The organism is Brevundimonas sp. (assembly GCF_029946145.1).
Classification (GTDB): Bacteria; Pseudomonadota; Alphaproteobacteria; order Caulobacterales; family Caulobacteraceae; genus Brevundimonas.
Genome location: NZ_JAQSDY010000022.1, coordinates 23126 through 38896, shown reverse-complemented (window position 1 = coordinate 38896; position 15771 = coordinate 23126). Strand labels below are relative to the sequence as shown.

15 protein-coding genes and 1 pseudogene are annotated in these 15771 nt (G+C 69.4%); 12 read left to right on the top strand and 4 right to left on the bottom strand.

What is annotated here, in order from left to right:
• The first annotated feature begins 2 nt into the window (after window positions 1-2).
• The 5 genes and pseudogenes from PSV23_RS09590 (at window position 3) to PSV23_RS09570 (ending at window position 5829) form a co-directional block, all read left to right on the top strand.
• Complete coding sequence (locus PSV23_RS09590; protein ID WP_300468285.1) at window positions 3-671, top strand: CpaD family pilus assembly protein; 669 nt, start codon at window positions 3-5, stop codon at window positions 669-671.
• A 4-nt stretch (window positions 672-675) separates the two neighbouring features.
• A complete protein-coding gene (locus tag PSV23_RS09585) occupies window positions 676-2220 on the top strand; it encodes a CpaE family protein (RefSeq protein WP_300468283.1) in 1545 nt (514 codons plus the stop codon).
• Window positions 2221-2404: 184 nt separating this feature from the next.
• A pseudogene (locus PSV23_RS09580) lies at window positions 2405-3846 on the top strand (CpaF family protein).
• 6 nt (window positions 3847-3852) lie between these two features.
• A complete protein-coding gene (locus tag PSV23_RS09575) occupies window positions 3853-4830 on the top strand; it encodes a type II secretion system F family protein (RefSeq protein WP_300468278.1) in 978 nt (325 codons plus the stop codon).
• 9 nt (window positions 4831-4839) lie between these two features.
• Window positions 4840-5829 (top strand): type II secretion system F family protein, encoded by a 990-nt coding sequence (locus PSV23_RS09570; protein WP_300468276.1) that lies wholly within the window; start codon window positions 4840-4842, stop codon window positions 5827-5829.
• A gap of 4 nt (window positions 5830-5833) precedes the next feature.
• Here PSV23_RS09570 and PSV23_RS09565 read toward each other — a convergent pair whose 3' ends face one another.
• From PSV23_RS09565 to PSV23_RS09555, 3 genes are read right to left on the bottom strand one after another with little or no spacing between them, the layout of a single operon-like run.
• On the bottom strand, window positions 5834-7000 hold the full coding sequence (locus PSV23_RS09565; protein WP_300468274.1) for a hypothetical protein: 1167 nt from the start codon (window positions 6998-7000) through the stop codon (window positions 5834-5836).
• Complete coding sequence (locus tag PSV23_RS09560; RefSeq protein ID WP_300468272.1) at window positions 6997-7695, bottom strand: helix-turn-helix transcriptional regulator; 699 nt, start codon at window positions 7693-7695, stop codon at window positions 6997-6999. Before PSV23_RS09560 ends, PSV23_RS09565 begins: the two co-directional genes overlap by 4 nt.
• A gap of 33 nt (window positions 7696-7728) precedes the next feature.
• Window positions 7729-8205 carry an Lrp/AsnC family transcriptional regulator gene (locus PSV23_RS09555; protein WP_300468252.1) on the bottom strand — a complete coding sequence of 159 codons (477 nt, stop codon included), beginning with the start codon at window positions 8203-8205 and terminating at the stop codon, window positions 7729-7731.
• Window positions 8206-8348: 143 nt separating this feature from the next.
• On the opposite strand from PSV23_RS09555, the gene ald reads away from it, so the two are divergent.
• Both ald and obgE read left to right on the top strand, forming a co-directional pair.
• Window positions 8349-9467, top strand: a complete 1119-nt coding sequence (gene ald / locus PSV23_RS09550; RefSeq protein ID WP_300468250.1) for an alanine dehydrogenase — start codon at window positions 8349-8351, stop codon at window positions 9465-9467.
• Between the two features lie 588 nt (window positions 9468-10055).
• A complete protein-coding gene (gene obgE, locus PSV23_RS09545) occupies window positions 10056-11114 on the top strand; it encodes a GTPase ObgE (RefSeq protein WP_300468248.1) in 1059 nt (352 codons plus the stop codon).
• On the opposite strand, the gene PSV23_RS09540 is transcribed toward obgE, so the two are convergent.
• Entirely contained in the window at window positions 11111-11734 is a 624-nt protein-coding gene (locus PSV23_RS09540; RefSeq protein ID WP_300468247.1) for a helix-turn-helix domain-containing protein, read from the bottom strand. The genes obgE and PSV23_RS09540 overlap by 4 nt on opposite strands.
• Window positions 11735-11838: 104 nt before the next feature.
• On the opposite strand from PSV23_RS09540, the gene PSV23_RS09535 reads away from it, so the two are divergent.
• The 5 genes from PSV23_RS09535 to PSV23_RS09515 all read left to right on the top strand — a co-directional run bounded on the left by PSV23_RS09535 (window position 11839) and on the right by PSV23_RS09515 (window position 15689).
• Complete coding sequence (locus PSV23_RS09535) at window positions 11839-12885, top strand: trans-acting enoyl reductase family protein (protein WP_300468245.1); 1047 nt, start codon at window positions 11839-11841, stop codon at window positions 12883-12885.
• A gap of 69 nt (window positions 12886-12954) precedes the next feature.
• Window positions 12955-13632: a nicotinate-nucleotide adenylyltransferase gene (locus PSV23_RS09530; protein ID WP_300468244.1), complete on the top strand. Its 678-nt coding sequence runs from the start codon at window positions 12955-12957 to the stop codon at window positions 13630-13632.
• Window positions 13633-13729: 97 nt separating this feature from the next.
• The gene (rsfS, locus tag PSV23_RS09525; protein WP_300468242.1) at window positions 13730-14134 is read left to right on the top strand and encodes a ribosome silencing factor; all 405 of its coding nucleotides are present in this window, start codon (window positions 13730-13732) and stop codon (window positions 14132-14134) included.
• Between the two features lie 26 nt (window positions 14135-14160).
• Window positions 14161-14625: a 23S rRNA (pseudouridine(1915)-N(3))-methyltransferase RlmH gene (rlmH, locus tag PSV23_RS09520; RefSeq protein WP_300468241.1), complete on the top strand. Its 465-nt coding sequence runs from the start codon at window positions 14161-14163 to the stop codon at window positions 14623-14625.
• Window positions 14625-15689 (top strand): murein hydrolase activator EnvC, encoded by a 1065-nt coding sequence (locus PSV23_RS09515; protein WP_300468239.1) that lies wholly within the window; start codon window positions 14625-14627, stop codon window positions 15687-15689. Before rlmH ends, PSV23_RS09515 begins: the two co-directional genes overlap by 1 nt.
• The last annotated feature ends 82 nt before the right edge of the window (window positions 15690-15771 follow it).

Sequence of the window (15771 nt, the reverse complement as noted above, 5' to 3'; positions counted from 1 at the left end):
CCATGCGCGCAACCGCTTCCGCGATTTTCATCCTCGCTCTCGGCCTGGGAGCCACAGGTTGCTCCTCGACGGGCAGCGATCCGCTGGCGCCCATGACGCCACTGTCCCGTTACGCCCTCCAGGTCGAGCCGGGACTGGACCGGATCGCCCTGGCGGTTCACGATCAGGGCCTTTCCGCCAACCAGCGTGACGCGGTCGGCCAACTGGCCGCCCGATATGGCGCGTCCGGACACGGAGCCATCAAGATCGAGGCCCCGGCCGGTGAGGATCCGGCGGCCGTCCAGCAGGCCTACGCCGTCCGCGCCGTCCTGCAGGCCGCCGGGGTGCCGGGCGACCGGATCCAGATGGCGGCCTACATCGCTCCGGATTCCCGCGCGCCGGTGCTTGCCGGATTCGAGACGCTGCGGGCTTCCATTCCCAACTGCGCCTATGCGGCGCACAATCTGGGTCCACGCTTCTCGAACCAGAGCACAAGCAGCCTGGGCTGCGCCATCACCGCCAACATGGCCGCCCAGATCGCCGATCCCCGCGACATCCTGGGCGCCCGGCCCATGACGCCCGCCGACTCCGGCCGCGCCGCCGTGGTCTTCGACAACTACCGCAAGGGGCAGGCCAGTTCGACGCCGCAGGAACCGCTTGTCAGCGGCGAGATCTCCCGGGCCGTGGAATAGGGTAATGAGCAACGCCTTCGCCCCCCAACCCTTTGACGAGTTCGACGACGAGTTCGATCTCGACATGGGCTATGTGACGCCCGAGGCCGCCGCCGCCGGGCCGGTCGTCGATGAGCCCGCCGCCTTTCCGGGCGAGTCCCCGGCCGATCAGCGGCCGCCGCTGCAGTTCACGCCTCCGGCCGTCGCCGCCCTGCCGGCCGAGCCCGCCGCGCCCCTGCGTGAAGCCGACGCCCCGGTTCCGGCGGTGGCCGGTTTCAACCCGGTGGGCGAACTGGTCGCCGGCGCCGCATCGGCCTTCTCGGCCCCGACGCTGAGCGGCGGCCATACCGCCGAGGTGTCGGTCCCTCGCATCGCCATCCACGTCTTCGCGGAGCGCCAGGACACCCTGGCCGCCGCCGAACGCGCCGGCCAGGACCGCCGCCTGTCGCGCGCCACCACCCAGATCCGGGTCGGCGGCGTCGCCGCCGCGGTCGAGGCCTATCAACACGAACCGACCCCGCCGCTGATCGTGGTCGAGTGCATGAAGGACCCGCAAACCCTGCTGTGGGAAGTCGATCAGCTGGCCGAGGTCTGCGACGCTGGCACCAAGGTCGTTGTCGTCGGAGCGACCAACGACATCCTGCTGTTCCGCGAGCTGATGCGCCGCGGCGTCAGCGAATATCTGGTCGCGCCACTGCAACCGCTGCAGTTGATCGCAGCCATCGGCGGCCTCTTCGCCGACCCGGCCCAGCCGTTCGTCGGCCGCTCGATCGCCTTCGTCGGCGCCCGCGGCGGCACCGGCTCCAGCTCGGTCGCCCACAATACCGCCTATGCGATGAGCGAACGGATCGGCGCCAATACCGTCATCGTCGACTATGACCTGCCGTTCGGCACCGCCGGCCTCGACTTCAACCAGGACCCGCTCAGCGGCGTGGCGGACGCGCTCAGCCAGCCGGATCGCCTCGATCCCCTGCTGCTGGACCGGATGATGGTCCGCTGCACCGACAAGCTCAGCCTGTTCGCGGCGCCCGCGACCCTCGACGTCGACTGGGACATCTCGCCCGAGGCGTTCGAGGAAGTCACGACCCAGATCCGCTCGACCGCCCCCTTCGTGGTTCTGGACCTGCCCCACCTGTGGTCGGGCTGGATGCGCCGCACCCTGATCGCGGCCGACGAGGTCGTGATCGTGGCGACGCCGGACCTCGCCTCGCTGCGCAACGCCAAGAACATGATCGACCTGATCAAGCAGGGCCGCCCCAACGACGCTCCGCCCCGACTGGTGCTGAACCAGGTCGGAGTGCCCGGACGCCCGGAAATCCCGGCCAAGGACTTCGGGGCCGCCCTGGGCGTTCATCCGAGCCTGATCATTCCCTTCGATCCCAAGACGTTCGGGGCCGCCGCCAACAATGGCCAGATGATCCTGGACGCCGGCGCCAAATCGAAGGCCGCCGAAGCGTTCCAGACCCTGGCCCAGATCGTCTCGCGCCGCGAGCTGCCGATGATTGCCGGGCCCAAGGCCAAGGCCGAGAGCAAGTCCATGTTCAGCGGCCTGTTCAAGAAGAAGTCGTAACGGGTGTTCGGCAAGCGCACAGGTCAACCCGGGAATGTGGCGACGGCGCCGCGTCCAGCCGCGCCCGCGCTCCAACCAACGCCGGCCACCCAGCCTCCGCCCGGCGTCCAGACCGAAGCCTTCGCCTTCGGCGGCGAACAGACCCCCGACCAGGTCCAGACCGCGGCCCGCAAGGCCGAGTCCTATGCCGCCAAACCCGCCTCCCCCGCCGCCGACCGGCTGGACGCCCTGGCCATGCGGCCCAAGCCCGCCGGCGAGACCGAAGCGCCCCAGAAGGGTCCCGGTCCCAAGGCCACGCCCGGTTTTGAACAGCTGAAGAAAGCCCAGGCCGTCGCCGAGATCGTCCGCGAACAGTCGGACTATTACCACGCGACCAAGACAACGATCTTCAACGCCCTGATGAACACGATCGATCTGGCCCAACTGGCCCAGCTCGACACCAAGGCGGCATCCGAGGAAATCCGCGACATCGTCGCCGAGCTGGTGGCGATCAAGAACGTCTCCATGTCGGTGGCCGAGCAGGAACACCTGGTCCAGGACATCGTCAACGACGTCCTCGGATACGGGCCGCTGGAGCCGCTGCTGGCCCGCGACGACATCGCCGACATCATGGTCAACGGCGCCGGACGGGTGTTCATCGAGGTCGGCGGCAAGGTCCAGCTGACCAACGTCCGATTCCGCGACAACGCCCAGCTGATGAACATCTGCCAGCGGATCGTGTCGCAGGTCGGCCGCCGCGTGGACGAAAGCAGCCCCATCTGCGACGCCCGCCTGCCCGACGGTTCGCGCGTCAACGTCATCGCCCCGCCGCTGGCCATCGACGGCCCGACGCTGACGATCCGGAAGTTCAAGAAAGACAAGCTGACGATGAAGAATCTGGTGGAGTACGCCTCCATCAGTCCCGAGGGCGCCCGCGTGCTCGGCGTCATCGGCGCGTCCCGATGCAACCTCGTCATTTCGGGCGGTACGGGCTCGGGCAAGACGACGCTTCTGAACACCCTGACGGCCTTCATCGACCCGACCGAGCGCGTCATCACCTGCGAGGACGCCGCCGAACTGCAGCTGCAGCAGCCGCACGTGGTGCGCCTCGAAACCCGCCCGCCCAACCTCGAGGGCCAGGGCATGATCACCATGCGGGACCTGGTCAAGAACTGCCTGCGGATGCGCCCCGAGCGGATCATCGTCGGCGAGGTCCGCGGTCCCGAGGCCTTCGACCTGCTGCAGGCCATGAACACCGGCCACGACGGCTCCATGGGCACGCTGCACGCCAATAGCCCGCGCGAGGCCATCAGCCGGATGGAGTCGATGATCACCATGGGCGGCTACGGCCTGCCGTCCAAGACCATCCGCGAGATGATCGTCGGCTCGGTCGACGTCATCGTCCAGGCCGCCCGCCTCCGCGACGGCTCGCGCCGTATCACCCACATCACCGAGGTGGTGGGGCTGGAAGGCGACGTCATCGTCACCCAGGACCTGTTCGTCTACGAGATCACCGGCGAGGACGAGAACGGCAAGATCATCGGCCGGCACCGCTCGACCGGCATCGCCCGTCCCCGCTTCTGGGACCGCGCCCGATATTACGGGCTGGAGCGCGAGCTGGCGGAAGCCCTCGACGCGGCGGAGTAGCGGACGATGCTTCCGATTCTCGCCGCCGTCCTGGCCTTCATCACCATCGGCGGCCTGGGCTGGGCCTTCGTCGGAGGCGGCGATTCCACCGACGTCGCGCTGAAGCGCGCCGAAGGTTTCGGCGGGCCCAAGCAGAACAACGCGGCTTCGAAAAAGGCGGCAGCCGCCAATACGCCCGAAGCGCGCCGCAAGCAGATCATGCAGCAGCTCCAGGAATCGGAGCGGGCCGAGCGCAAGGCGCGCATCAGCCTGGCGGCCAAGCTGAAACAGGCCGGCCTGAGCACCAAGGTCTCGACCTTCTGGATCATCAGCGGCGCGCTGGGCGTGTTCGCCTTCCTGCTGCCGCTGCTGTTCGGCCTGAACATCTTCATCGCCCTGGGGCTCGCCTTCGTCGTCGGCCTGGGCCTGCCCCGCTGGTTTGTCGGGATGCTGGGCAAGCGACGGCGCAAGAAATTCTCGAGCCATTTCGCCGACGCCGTCGATGTCATCGTGCGCGGCATCAAGTCGGGGCTGCCGGTGCACGACTGTTTCAAGATCATCGCCCGCGAGAGCCCGCAGCCTCTGGGAGCCGAATTCCAGAAACTGGTCGAGGGTCTGGGTGTCGGCCTGACCCTGGCCCAGGCGCTGGACAAGATGTACGAGCGCATGCCGACGCCGGAGCTGAAATTCTTCTCCATCGTCATCGCCATCCAGCAGAAGACCGGCGGCAACCTGGCCGAGGCGCTGAACAACCTCTCGGTCGTGCTGCGGGCCCGCAAGATGATGGGCGAGAAGATCAAGGCCCTGTCATCGGAAGCCACAGCCTCGGCCGGCATCATCGGCTCGCTGCCGCCCGCCGTGATGATCCTCGTGAGCGTCACCACCCCCGCCTACATGGCCAAGCTTTTCACCGACCCGCGCGGGCAGTTCATGTTGTTCGTGGCCGTGGCGATGATGGCCTTCGGCGTGTTCGTGATGAAGAAGATGATCTCGTTCAAGTTCTAGGAACCGCAAGTGATTGAGTTCTTCACCAACGTCCAGAACCTGCTGAGCCTCGGCGTGGGCGTGCTGGTGTTCGCCACCATCGTGACGCTGGCTGGCTCGTTCGGCGGCGGGGTGAAGCTGGAGAGCCGGATGCAGGCCGTCGCGGTGCGCCGCGAGGAGCTGAAGCGCCGGTCGCGTCAGGCCATCGCATCCCAGAACGCCGGCCCGCAGGGCCTGCGACACACCGACGAGGGGTTCAAGAAGCGCGTCGTCGAACGGCTGAACCTGAACAAGCTGCTGGAAGACCCCAAGGTCGCCGACAAGATGGCCCAGGCCGGCTATCGCGGGCCCAAGCCGCTGACCACCTTCTACTTCTTCCGCTTCTCCATGCCCTTCGTCTTCCTCGGGATCGCGGCCTTCTATCTGTTCATCTTCAACGACTTCGGTCTGACTTTCATGGTCCGGCTGACCATCACCATGGTGGCCGCCGTGATCGGCTTCTATGCCCCCAACATCTTCCTGGCCAACCGCATCTCCAAGCGCCGCACCTCGATCATGCAGGCCTTCCCCGACGCGCTGGACCTGCTGCTGATCTGCGTCGAGGCCGGTATGTCGATCGAGGCGGCGATCCAGAAGGTCAGCCAGGAGATCGGCGGCTCGTCCATCGATCTGGCCGAGGAGATGACCCTGCTGTCGGCCGAGCTCAGCTATCTGCCCGACCGGCGCATGGCCTATGAGGGTCTCGCCAAACGCACCAATCATCCGGGCGTCAAATCGGTCGCCACGGCCATGACCCAGGCAGAGACCTACGGCACGCCGCTGGGTTCGGCCCTGCGCACCATGGCCAAGGAGAACCGCGAGATGCGTCTGTCGGCGGCCGAAAAGAAGGCCGCCGCACTGCCCGCCAAGCTGACCGTGCCGATGATCCTGTTCTTCCTGCCGGTGCTGTTCATCGTCATCCTGACGCCCGCCATCATCAGTATCCAGGACACGATGGCCGCCGGCGCCGCGGGCGGCTGACGGCTCAGCTTTCGGGCGTCAAAGGCCACAGCCGGTCGACGGGCCGCTCCAGCACATCCGCCGCGACCGCGTGGAAATTGGCCGGGGCGAACCGACCGCGCTGAACCGCATCCGCCAACCAGGCCTCGATCGAGCCGCCCTCCCGGTTCCAGCGATCCTGACGCAGCAGGCCGTAGACGCCCGCCGCGATCACGTGGATGCCGTCGTCCGCCATGCGCCAGCGGTCGGCCGGATTGCGCGCGACGCCCAGCGCCTCGCTGACCATCTGGTCCAGCGCCTGGCAGAGGTCCTCGTTGAGCATCCCGGGAAGGGTGGTGTAGCCCCAGCGCGGATCATGTTCGGCGACAATCCGGGGGATCACCGGATCCTGTTCCAGCACGGCGAGCGCCGCCAGGGCCGCGGGTCCGTCCATGGGCACCGGAGGATGCAGCAGCTCGTGCGCCGCGATCCGCACCGTGGTCGCCACGTCATAGTCGGACGACTGCAGGAACCGCTGGCCCCGCACCTTGATGCCGTGCGGTTTGACGAACTGCAGCAGGGTGATATCGATCTCGGGCGCGAAGATCCGGCCCGTCAGCTTTTCCTCGACCCGGATGATGTCATAGGTCGCCAGGCCGCCGCGCAGCCGTTGCAGCCCCTGCTCCAGCGTCGCCCCGCCCCGCTCCTGCAGGAACCGGCTGAAGCCGGCGGCCTTCAGGCCCGCGAACACGGTCCTTATCCGGGGCGCCTCGCGGACGAACCAGGTCCAGTCGTGCTCATTCCAGTAGGTTCCCGCCTGAAGGGTCGGGCGGATGGTCGCCTCGGGATTTTCAAGCGCCGCCAGCACGTCGTCGAGGGTGGCGTCGCTGTCGGCGTGGGAGAGGATCAGCGCCAGATTGGGCGACAGCAGACCCACGCCGTCCTCCTCGGCCTTCGTCCAGAGGGCCGGGACGGCGGCGCGCACATCTTCGGTCAGTCGCGGCGCGAACAGGGCCACGTCATCGGCGTAGATGCGGCTGTAGAGCTCCCGCCCCGACAGGGGGCCCAGGAAGGCGATGGCGTCCTGCCCCTCGGATCCGTGCACCCGCCAGACGGTGCGCATGGGCGGGCGCTCCTGCGCCACGACGGGAATGGCGACGCCGGCGGCGAGCGGGGCGGCGAGGGCGGAGAGCAGCAGCGAGCGACGGTTCATGCCACCTGCCTAGCCGCAGGAGTCCGGGCCGGATTGTACCGACTTGACCTCAACCGACCCGGGGCGGCCCCGGTCAGGGCCGCCACCGCCCGGGTCATGTGTGCCTGATCCACGAACCCCAGACCGGCGGCGAGCGCGGCGAGGGTCTCGTCATGGCGCAGGATCGCGGCCGCCGCCTTGAGGGCGCGCTGTTCGGCGCGGTATCGGCGGGGACTGGTTCCAAACGCCTGACGGAAGCCCCGGCTGACCGTCGCCGGCGTCAGCCCCGCGGCCTCGGCCCAGCCCTCGAGAGCGAGGCCCTGATCTCGCCGGAGCGCTTCGGCCAGGGCGTCGGGCCAGTCGTCGAGGGCGGCGTCCAGCGGCTGAATCGTCCCGCGCAGCTGGGCTTCCGCCTCAGCGAGATCCCGCTCGGCCGCCCGCGCCACCGCGTCAGGGTCAGCCACCACCCCGACGCCGAAACCGATCTCAGCCGTCAGGGGTAGATTCAGCACCCGCGCCCCGGCGCCCGAAAAGGCGTCCATGTGCGATTCCCAGGAGCCGTGGATCAGGACCTGGCCCGGCCGGGCGTGGAACCGGCCCCGGTCGCCGGCCTCGACATAGCCCCCGGCCAGCACCACGGCGGCGTAGGCGTCCCTGTGGCGGTGCCGCTCCATCCGGTCGCCGGCGGTGCAGGTCTGGAAGGCGCTGTGGTGCATGAGATCCGGTCGGGGCGTGGGTTCCGACCGATCCTAGACCGGCAGCGCCCCGCGTTTCACCACCGTTCGCATCGCCACGCTGGACGAGACGCGCGTGACCCCCGGAATCCGCGTCAACTCGTGGGAATGCACGCGTTCCAGATCGTCGACGTCGCGCACCACCAGCCGCAGCAGATAGTCCGAGCCGCCGGTCATCAGATAGCATTCGACCACCTCGGGCACCGTCGCGATCGCCGTCTCGAAGGCCGTCAGGGACGCCTCGGCCTGGGACGACAGGGTCACGGTGACGAAGACGCTGATCGGAAGGCCCACGGCGCGTTCGTTGATGATGGCGGCGTAGCGGCTGATCACTCCCGCCGCCTCCAGCGCCCGCAGCCGGCGCAGGCAGGCGCTCTCGGACAGGTTCACCGTCCGGGCCAGATCGGCGTTGGTCATGCGGCCGTCGGTCTGGAGGGCGCGGAGCATCTTCCGGTCGGTGTCGTCGAGGGTGACGGCGGAAACAGTCTTCATTTCAGGTCTCGTTCGCAGATTCTGCGAGTGTATGGCGTTCAGTCGCCGAAAAGAACAGGAACCTGCGGCGTAACCGCCGCTAGATTGCCGCCCGAAGCGGAGCGGCCGAAGAACCGCCCGTCCATCTCGCAGAGGAAACGGTCATGCGCGTCGGCGTCCCCAGGGAAATCAAGAAGAACGAACACCGCATCGGCCTGACGCCGACGGCGGTGCGCGAATACGTCGCCCACGGCCACACGGTCTCGATCGAGACCGGCGCGGGCCTCGGCGCCGGCTTCACCGACGCGGACTACAAGAAGGCCGGGGCGAAGATCGTCGCCGACGCCAGGACCATCTTCGCCGACAACGACATGATCGTGAAGGTGAAGGAGCCGCAGAAGGTCGAGTGGGAAATGCTCCGCGAGGGCCAGATCCTGTTCACCTATCTGCACCTGGCGCCGGACCCCGAGCAGACGAAGGGGCTGCTGGCGTCGAAATGCGCCGCCGTGGCCTATGAGACCGTGACGAACGCGCAAGGGGGGCTTCCGCTGCTGGCCCCGATGTCGGAAGTGGCCGGCCGGATCGCCGTCTTCTCGGCCGCCGAGACCCTGCTGAAGCACAACGGCGGCATGGGCCTGCTGTTCTGCGGCGTGCCGGGCGTGGCTCCGGCGCGCGTGCTGGTGCTGGGCGGCGGCGTCGTCGGCCTGAACGCGGCCCGCATGGCCATGGGCCTGGGCGCCGAGGTGGTGGTTCTGGAACGCTCGATCCCGCGCATGGCCTATATCGACGAGGTCACCAACGGCCGCGTCATCACCCGCTATTCCTCGATCGGCGCGATCGAGGAGGAGATGGTCAAGGCCGACGTCATCATCGGCGCCGTCCTGGTCCCCGGGGCCGAGGCCCCCAAGCTGATCAAGCGTGAACACCTGAAGCAGATGAAGCCCGGCTCGGTGCTGGTGGACGTGGCCATCGACCAGGGCGGCTGTTTCGAGACCAGCCACGCCACGACCCACGAGGACCCGACCTACGTCATCGACGGCGTCGTCCACTACTGCGTCGCCAACATGCCGGGCGCCGCCCCGCGCACCTCGTCCGAGGCCCTGAACAACGCCACCCTGCCCTTCGGCCTGGCGCTGGCGGACAAGGGTCTGGACGCGCTGAAGGACAATCCGCATCTGGCCCGCGGCCTGAACGTGCTGAACGGCGAACTGACCTATCCCGCCGTCGCCGAGGCGCTGGACATGCCGTGGAGCGATCCGTTCGGGGTGTGGGCCAAGGCCTGATTTCGGACGGCCGGTCCGCACAGGGCCGAAAGCGGCGACGAACCCGAGGCCCCGGCGGCGACGCCGGGGCCCTTTTCGTGGGCGACGGGCGGCGAGTGCGCGGAAAAACACAGTCTACAGCGTCTATAGCGTCTACTCCGTCCACCGGGTCTGCCCGGAAAAACACCGTCCGAAGCGTCCGCCTGACCGACCGGTTCGATGGAGGACTCGATTGTCAAAGACCGGAGACGAAGGTCGGACCCGGATTGTCTCACGGGCTGTTCCCGCGGCTACGAAATGACGCTGCTTATTCAGACGCGGCCAATGGAGTCAGCGAGTTAGGCGCGGGAAGTCGTCTGGCCGGGAACGGATTGCCGCATAAAATTCCGTGCATCCCCCGCGAAGGCGGGGACCCGGGTTTGATCTGCGACGCGATTGGCTGGCCGGGCCGGCGCTCAGTCTGACATCGGCGGTGGGGTTAAAGCCTGGGTCCCCGCCTTCGCGGGGATGCACGGATGAGGGGGCGGGCGGTGCGCTCAGTCCCCTCGCAGAGGGAGAGGGGCGAAGCCCCGCCTGTAAATCGCCGCGCTTTTCCTACATAAGCCCGCGATGAAGTTTCTCGACCAGGCCAAGATCTACATCCGCTCCGGCAACGGCGGGGGCGGCTGCGTGTCGTTCCGGCGTGAAAAATTCATTCCGAACGGCGGACCGGACGGCGGCGACGGCGGCAATGGCGGCAACGTCTGGATCACGGCCATGGACGGGCTGAACACCCTGATCGACTTCCGCTACCAGCAGCATTTCAAGGCCGCGACCGGCACCCACGGCATGGGCCGGCAGATGCACGGGGCCAAGGGCGAGGACGTCATCCTCAAGGTCCCGGTCGGCACCCAGGTGCTGGACGACGACAAGGAGACGGTGCTGCTGGACATGGACCATGCCGGCAAGACCGAGATGCTGCTCAAGGGCGGCAACGGCGGTTGGGGCAATGTCCATTTCAAGGGCCCGTCCAACCAGGCGCCCGCCTACGCCAACCCCGGCCAGGAGGGCCAGGAACGCTGGGTCTGGCTGCGGCTGAAGCTGATCGCCGACGTCGGCCTGGCCGGCCTGCCCAACGCCGGCAAGTCGACCTTCCTGGCGGCCGCCAGCGCGGCGCGGCCCAAGATCGCCGACTATCCGTTCACCACCCTGGTGCCCAACCTGGGCGTGGTCGACCTGTCGGAGACCGAGCGGTTCGTGATCGCCGACATCCCCGGCCTGATCGAGGGCGCCTCGGAAGGGGCCGGCCTGGGCACCCGGTTCCTCGGCCATGTCGAGCGGTCGGGCTGTCTGATCCATCTGATCGACGGCACCCAGGACGACGTCGCGGGCGCCTACCGGACCATCCGGCATGAGCTGGAGGCCTATGGCGCGGGCCTGGCCGACAAGGCCGAGGTGCTGGCCCTGAACAAGATCGACGCCCTGACGCCGGAAGCCCGCGAGGAGAAGGCGGCCGAACTGGAGGCCGCCGCGGGCCGCCGTCCCATGCTGGTGTCGGGCGTCTCGGGCGAGGGCGTGACGGAGCTGCTGCGCGCGGCCTGGACCGAGGTGCGCAAGGACCGCGGCGAGATCGCCCCGGCCGAGGAAGACGAGACGGTCATGGAAACTCCGGGCGGCTGGGCGCCCTAGGCCAGGGCGTCCGCGGCGATCAGCGCCCGGGACATCGTCAGGAGCGCCGGCGTCGCTTCGCCTTCCGCGAAGACCGGCGTGCTCACGAACGCGCCGTTGATCAGCAGCGACAGCTTCAGGGCCAGGTCGTCGGAGTGTTTCGCACCCAGCCGGTCGGCGATACCCTTGAGCCGGCGGCGGAGTTCACGCTTGTGCGCGACAGCCACCGCGCGCGCGGGGTGGTCGATGTCGGGAAACTCGGCGGCCACATTGATCTGCGGACAGCCGCGATAGCCGGGGCGGCCGACGCGCTCGCCGATCCAGTCCAGCTGCGCCTCGAGCTCCGCCCGGGCGTCGGTTTCATGGCCCTGGGCGGCCCGGTCCCAGCAGGCCCAGAAATCCTCGTCCTCCCGGCGGAGGAAGGCCGCGATCAGATCGTCCTTGGTCCGGAAGTGCCGGTAGAGGCTGGTCTTGGCGACCCCGGCCTTCTCGACGACGAGGTCCACCCCGACGGCGCGGACGCCCCGACGATAGAAGAGGTCCGAGGCGGTCGCGAGGATGCGGTCGCGCACCTCGATCGGAGAGACGGCGGGGTCGTCGGTCAGTTCGCCGGCGGGGCGGACCTTGGCGTGTCGCGGCATTCCCTGATCTCCAGACCGGCATCCTACCATATCGTCGCTTGACTCGATACAGACCTGTTCGTAGTGCATGAAACATACAGGTCTGTAGCGCAGGATACACCCCCATGCCCGATCGAGTAACCTCCCCCTCCGGCCCGGGCGCCGCCGTCGCCGTTTTCGGCGCGGCGGGACACACCGGACGGTTCGTCGTCGCCGAGCTTCTGCGGCGAGGATTCGCGCCTATCGCCATCGGTCGCGACGCCGCGCGGCTGGCCGGGTCCGGCTTCGCGCGGCGGTCGGTGGAGACGAGGGTCGCCACGGTGGAGGACCCGGCGTCGCTCGACCGGGCCCTGGCCGGCGCCGCGGCGGTCATCAACTGCGCCGGCCCCTTCCTCGACACCGCAGAGCCGCTGGCGGCCGCGGCGATCCGGGCGCGCATCCCCTATCTGGACGTTTCGGCGGAACAGGGCAGCGCCCGGGCGCTGTTCGAACGATTGGGCAGCCAGGCCGGGGACGTCGGCGTGATCCTCGTTCCCGCCATGGCCTTCTACGGCGGATTGGCCGATCTGCTGGCCACCGCCGCCATGGGCGACTGGACCTCGGCGGACGGGATTGAGATCGGAATCGCGCTGGACAGCTGGCGACCGACGCGCGGTACGCGGATCACGGGCCAGCGAAACACCGCCCCGCGGCTGTTCATCTCCGGGGGACGGCTGGAGCCCTTGCCGGCGCCGGCGCCGGAAATGTCCCGGGTGTTTTCGCCGCCGTTCGGCGTGCAGGAGGCGGTCGAGCTGCCTTTCAGCGAGACAATCCTGATCGCGCGGCACCTGCGGGTCGCCGAACTCCACACCTGGCTGAACCTCGCGCCGTTGCGGGACCTTCGCGACGCCGGGACGCCGCCGCCCGTGCCGGCGGACGACAGCGGGCGCTCGGCCCAGACCTTCGCGGTGGAGGCCATCGTGCGCAAGGGCGCCGGGACCCGCCGGGCGACAGCATCAGGCCGCGACATCTATGCGGTCACGGCCCCCCTGATTGTGGAGGCCGTGCAGCGCATTCTTTCGGGCGGGGTCGGGAAGCGCGGCGCCCTGGCGCCGGGCGAGATGTTCGACGCGGCGAATTTCCTGCGCGCGCTCGCTCCCGAGCACCTGACCCTGGATATCGCGGCCGACTGATCGCAGGCGACACTGCGAGGGCGGCGTGTTAGCTCCGTCCTGAGCATAAGCCCCGCGAGCCCTGCCGCCTTGTCCTTCTTCCACGCCGGTTCCGCGCCAAAAGCCCAGGGGCCTCGCCCCGGCGCCCTGCGCGACGGACTGGACCTGCAGCCCGGCATGGCGGTCGGGCTGTTCGGCGGCTCCTTCAACCCCGCCCACGACGGCCATGCCCATGTGGCCGAGACGGCGATGCGCCGGCTGGGGCTTGACCGGGTCGTCTGGCTGGTGTCGCCGCAGAACCCGCTGAAGGACGCCCGCGACAGCGCGCCCCTGGCCGAGCGCATGGCCTCGGCGCGGGCGGCGGCGAAGCTGGCGGCCGACGGGCGGGCCATGGTCGTCTCGGACTTCGAGACCCGCGCCGGGACGCAATGGACGGTCGACACCCTGCGCGCCCTGACGGCGCGCCATCCGGGCGTGCGCTTCGTCTGGCTGATGGGATCCGACAATCTGGCCGGCTTCCACAGATGGCGCGGCTGGACCGACATCATGCGGATGATGCCCATGGCGGTGATCGCCCGGCCCGGCAGCGAGCTGGACAGCCGCACCGCCCCCGCTGCCGCCCGGTTCGCCTCGGCCCGCGTTCCGGCCGCCCGCGCCCGACTGGTCCCCGGGCTGGAAGCGCCCGCCTGGACGTATCTGACGGCGCCGCTTAATCCCCGTTCCTCGACCGCGCTTCGCGCCGCGCGTGACGCCGCCGCCCATTTGTGATAGGCTGCGCCTTTAGTAATCTCCCCGGAGCCCTCCGCTGACCCCCTCGCCCGCGCACGATGCGCAAGACGCCGCCGTTTCCAACACGGCGCACGAGATGGACGAATTCGAACCCATCCGCTCAGAAGACGGTCCGCAGGCTCCCCTTCCCGTCGGCTCAACCGCTCTGGAAACGGCCATCCTGTCGCGCCTCGACGACGACAAGGCCCAGGACATCGTCCTCATCGACCTGAGGGGCAAAAGCCCGATGGCCGACACCATGATCATCGCCTCCGGGCGGTCGCACCGTCACGTCGGCGCCCTGGCCGACCACCTTCAGCGCGCGCTGAAGGAACAGGGCCTGGGCAAGGTCAAGGTTTCCGGCCTGCCGCACTGCGACTGGGTGCTGCTGGATGCGGGGGACGTCATCGTCCACCTGTTCCGTCCCGAGGTGCGCGCCTTCTACAACATCGAGAAGATCTGGTCGGTCGAGAGCGGCCACCGCGTCGACGCCCGCGCCTGATCTCCTGATCCCCAAGTCCTGAACCCATGAAGCTGGCCGTCATCGCCATCGGCAAGCCGGGGCGGGGACCCGAAGCCGTGCTGGCGGCCGACTACGCCGAGCGGGCCACCCTGGCCGGCCGGGCGCTGGGCCTCGGGCCGCTGGAACTGGTCGATCTGGAACCGCGCAAGCCGGGCAAGGCGCCCGAGGCCGAGCTGATCCTGAAGGCGGCCGAGGGCGCGCACCTGATCGCCTGCGACGAGCGCGGCAGGACCTTCTCCAGCCGGGCGTTCGCCGACCATATCGCCCTGCTGCGCGACCGCGGCGAGCGGCGGCTGGTCTTCGCCATCGGCGGGGCCGACGGGCTGGACGACAGCGTCCGCGCCGCCGCGGGGTCGACCCTGGCCTTCGGGCCCCAGACCTGGCCGCATGCGCTGGCGCGGGCGATGCTGGCGGAACAGCTGTATCGCGCGGTGACCATCCTGGCCGGATCGCCCTATCATCGCGACTGATGCGCCCGCTGGTCCTGATCCTGTGTCTGAGCCTGACCGCCCTGCCCGTTGGCGCGGCGCCGACCATGGACGTGGCCCGGCTTCAGGCCGAGTTCCGGGATGAACAGGCACGGGCGCGGCGCCTTCGGGCCGAGGCGGCCGAGGCGACGGCCGAACTGGCGGGGCTGGAACGGTCGCTGGGCCAGCTGCGGACCTCGGTCGGCGAGGATGACCGGCTGATCCTGGGCCAGCGCGCCCGGCTGCGCGAGCTGGGCGCGCGCGAGGCGGCGCTGGTGGCCCAGCTGTCGCAGGCGCGCGGCCGGCAGGGCCGGCTGCTGTCGGCGCTGCAGATGATGAGCCGCCGTCCGCCGCCGCCGCTGCTGGTTCCCGCCGACAAGGCGGTCGACACGGTGCGCGCCTCCATCCTGATCCGCGCCATGGCCCCGACGCTGCAGGCCCGCGCCCAGGGGCTGGCCGACCGGCAGGAGGAGGTGAACCGCGTCCGCCGCATCGCCGCCCTGAACAGCGAACAACTGTTCACCACCGAGAGCGCCCGGAGCGACCGGCGCGCCCGGATCGAGGCGCTGACCGCGCGCAAGACGGCGCTTCAGGCCGTGCTTCGCGCCGAGGCGCAGACGGCGGAGCGGGCGACGCGCGCGCTGGAGGCCCGGCTGCGGTCGCTGGGCGCGGCCGTGCCCGTGGCGGACGCCGAGGCTGAACCCGCCGCCGCCCGCCTGCCCGCGGGACGCAGCAGCCTGACCCCGCCGGTCGACGGAGCCCCGTCGCAGCGGTTCGGGCGCGGCTCGACCGGCTGGCGCTGGCGGGCAGACCGGACCGAGGCCCGGGCGCCGGCATCGGGCCGGGTCGCCTTCGTCGGCCCGCTGAGCGGATGGGGTCAGGTGGTGATCCTGGATCTCGGCCCCGGCTGGCGCGCCGTCGTATCGGGACTGGACGAGGCCACGGTGGAGACGGGTGACCGGGTCGCCGACGGCCAGGTTCTGGGTCGCTCGGGCGCGGACGGCGAGATCGCCTTCGAACTGCGCCGCGACGAACGACCGATCGATCCGGCGCCGTGGTTGCGGTGAGTGGCTAGTGGCTAGTGGCTAGTGGCTAGTGGCTAGTGAAAGCGCCATGGCGTGGCGGTGTGCGATCAAGGTCGGCAAAAAC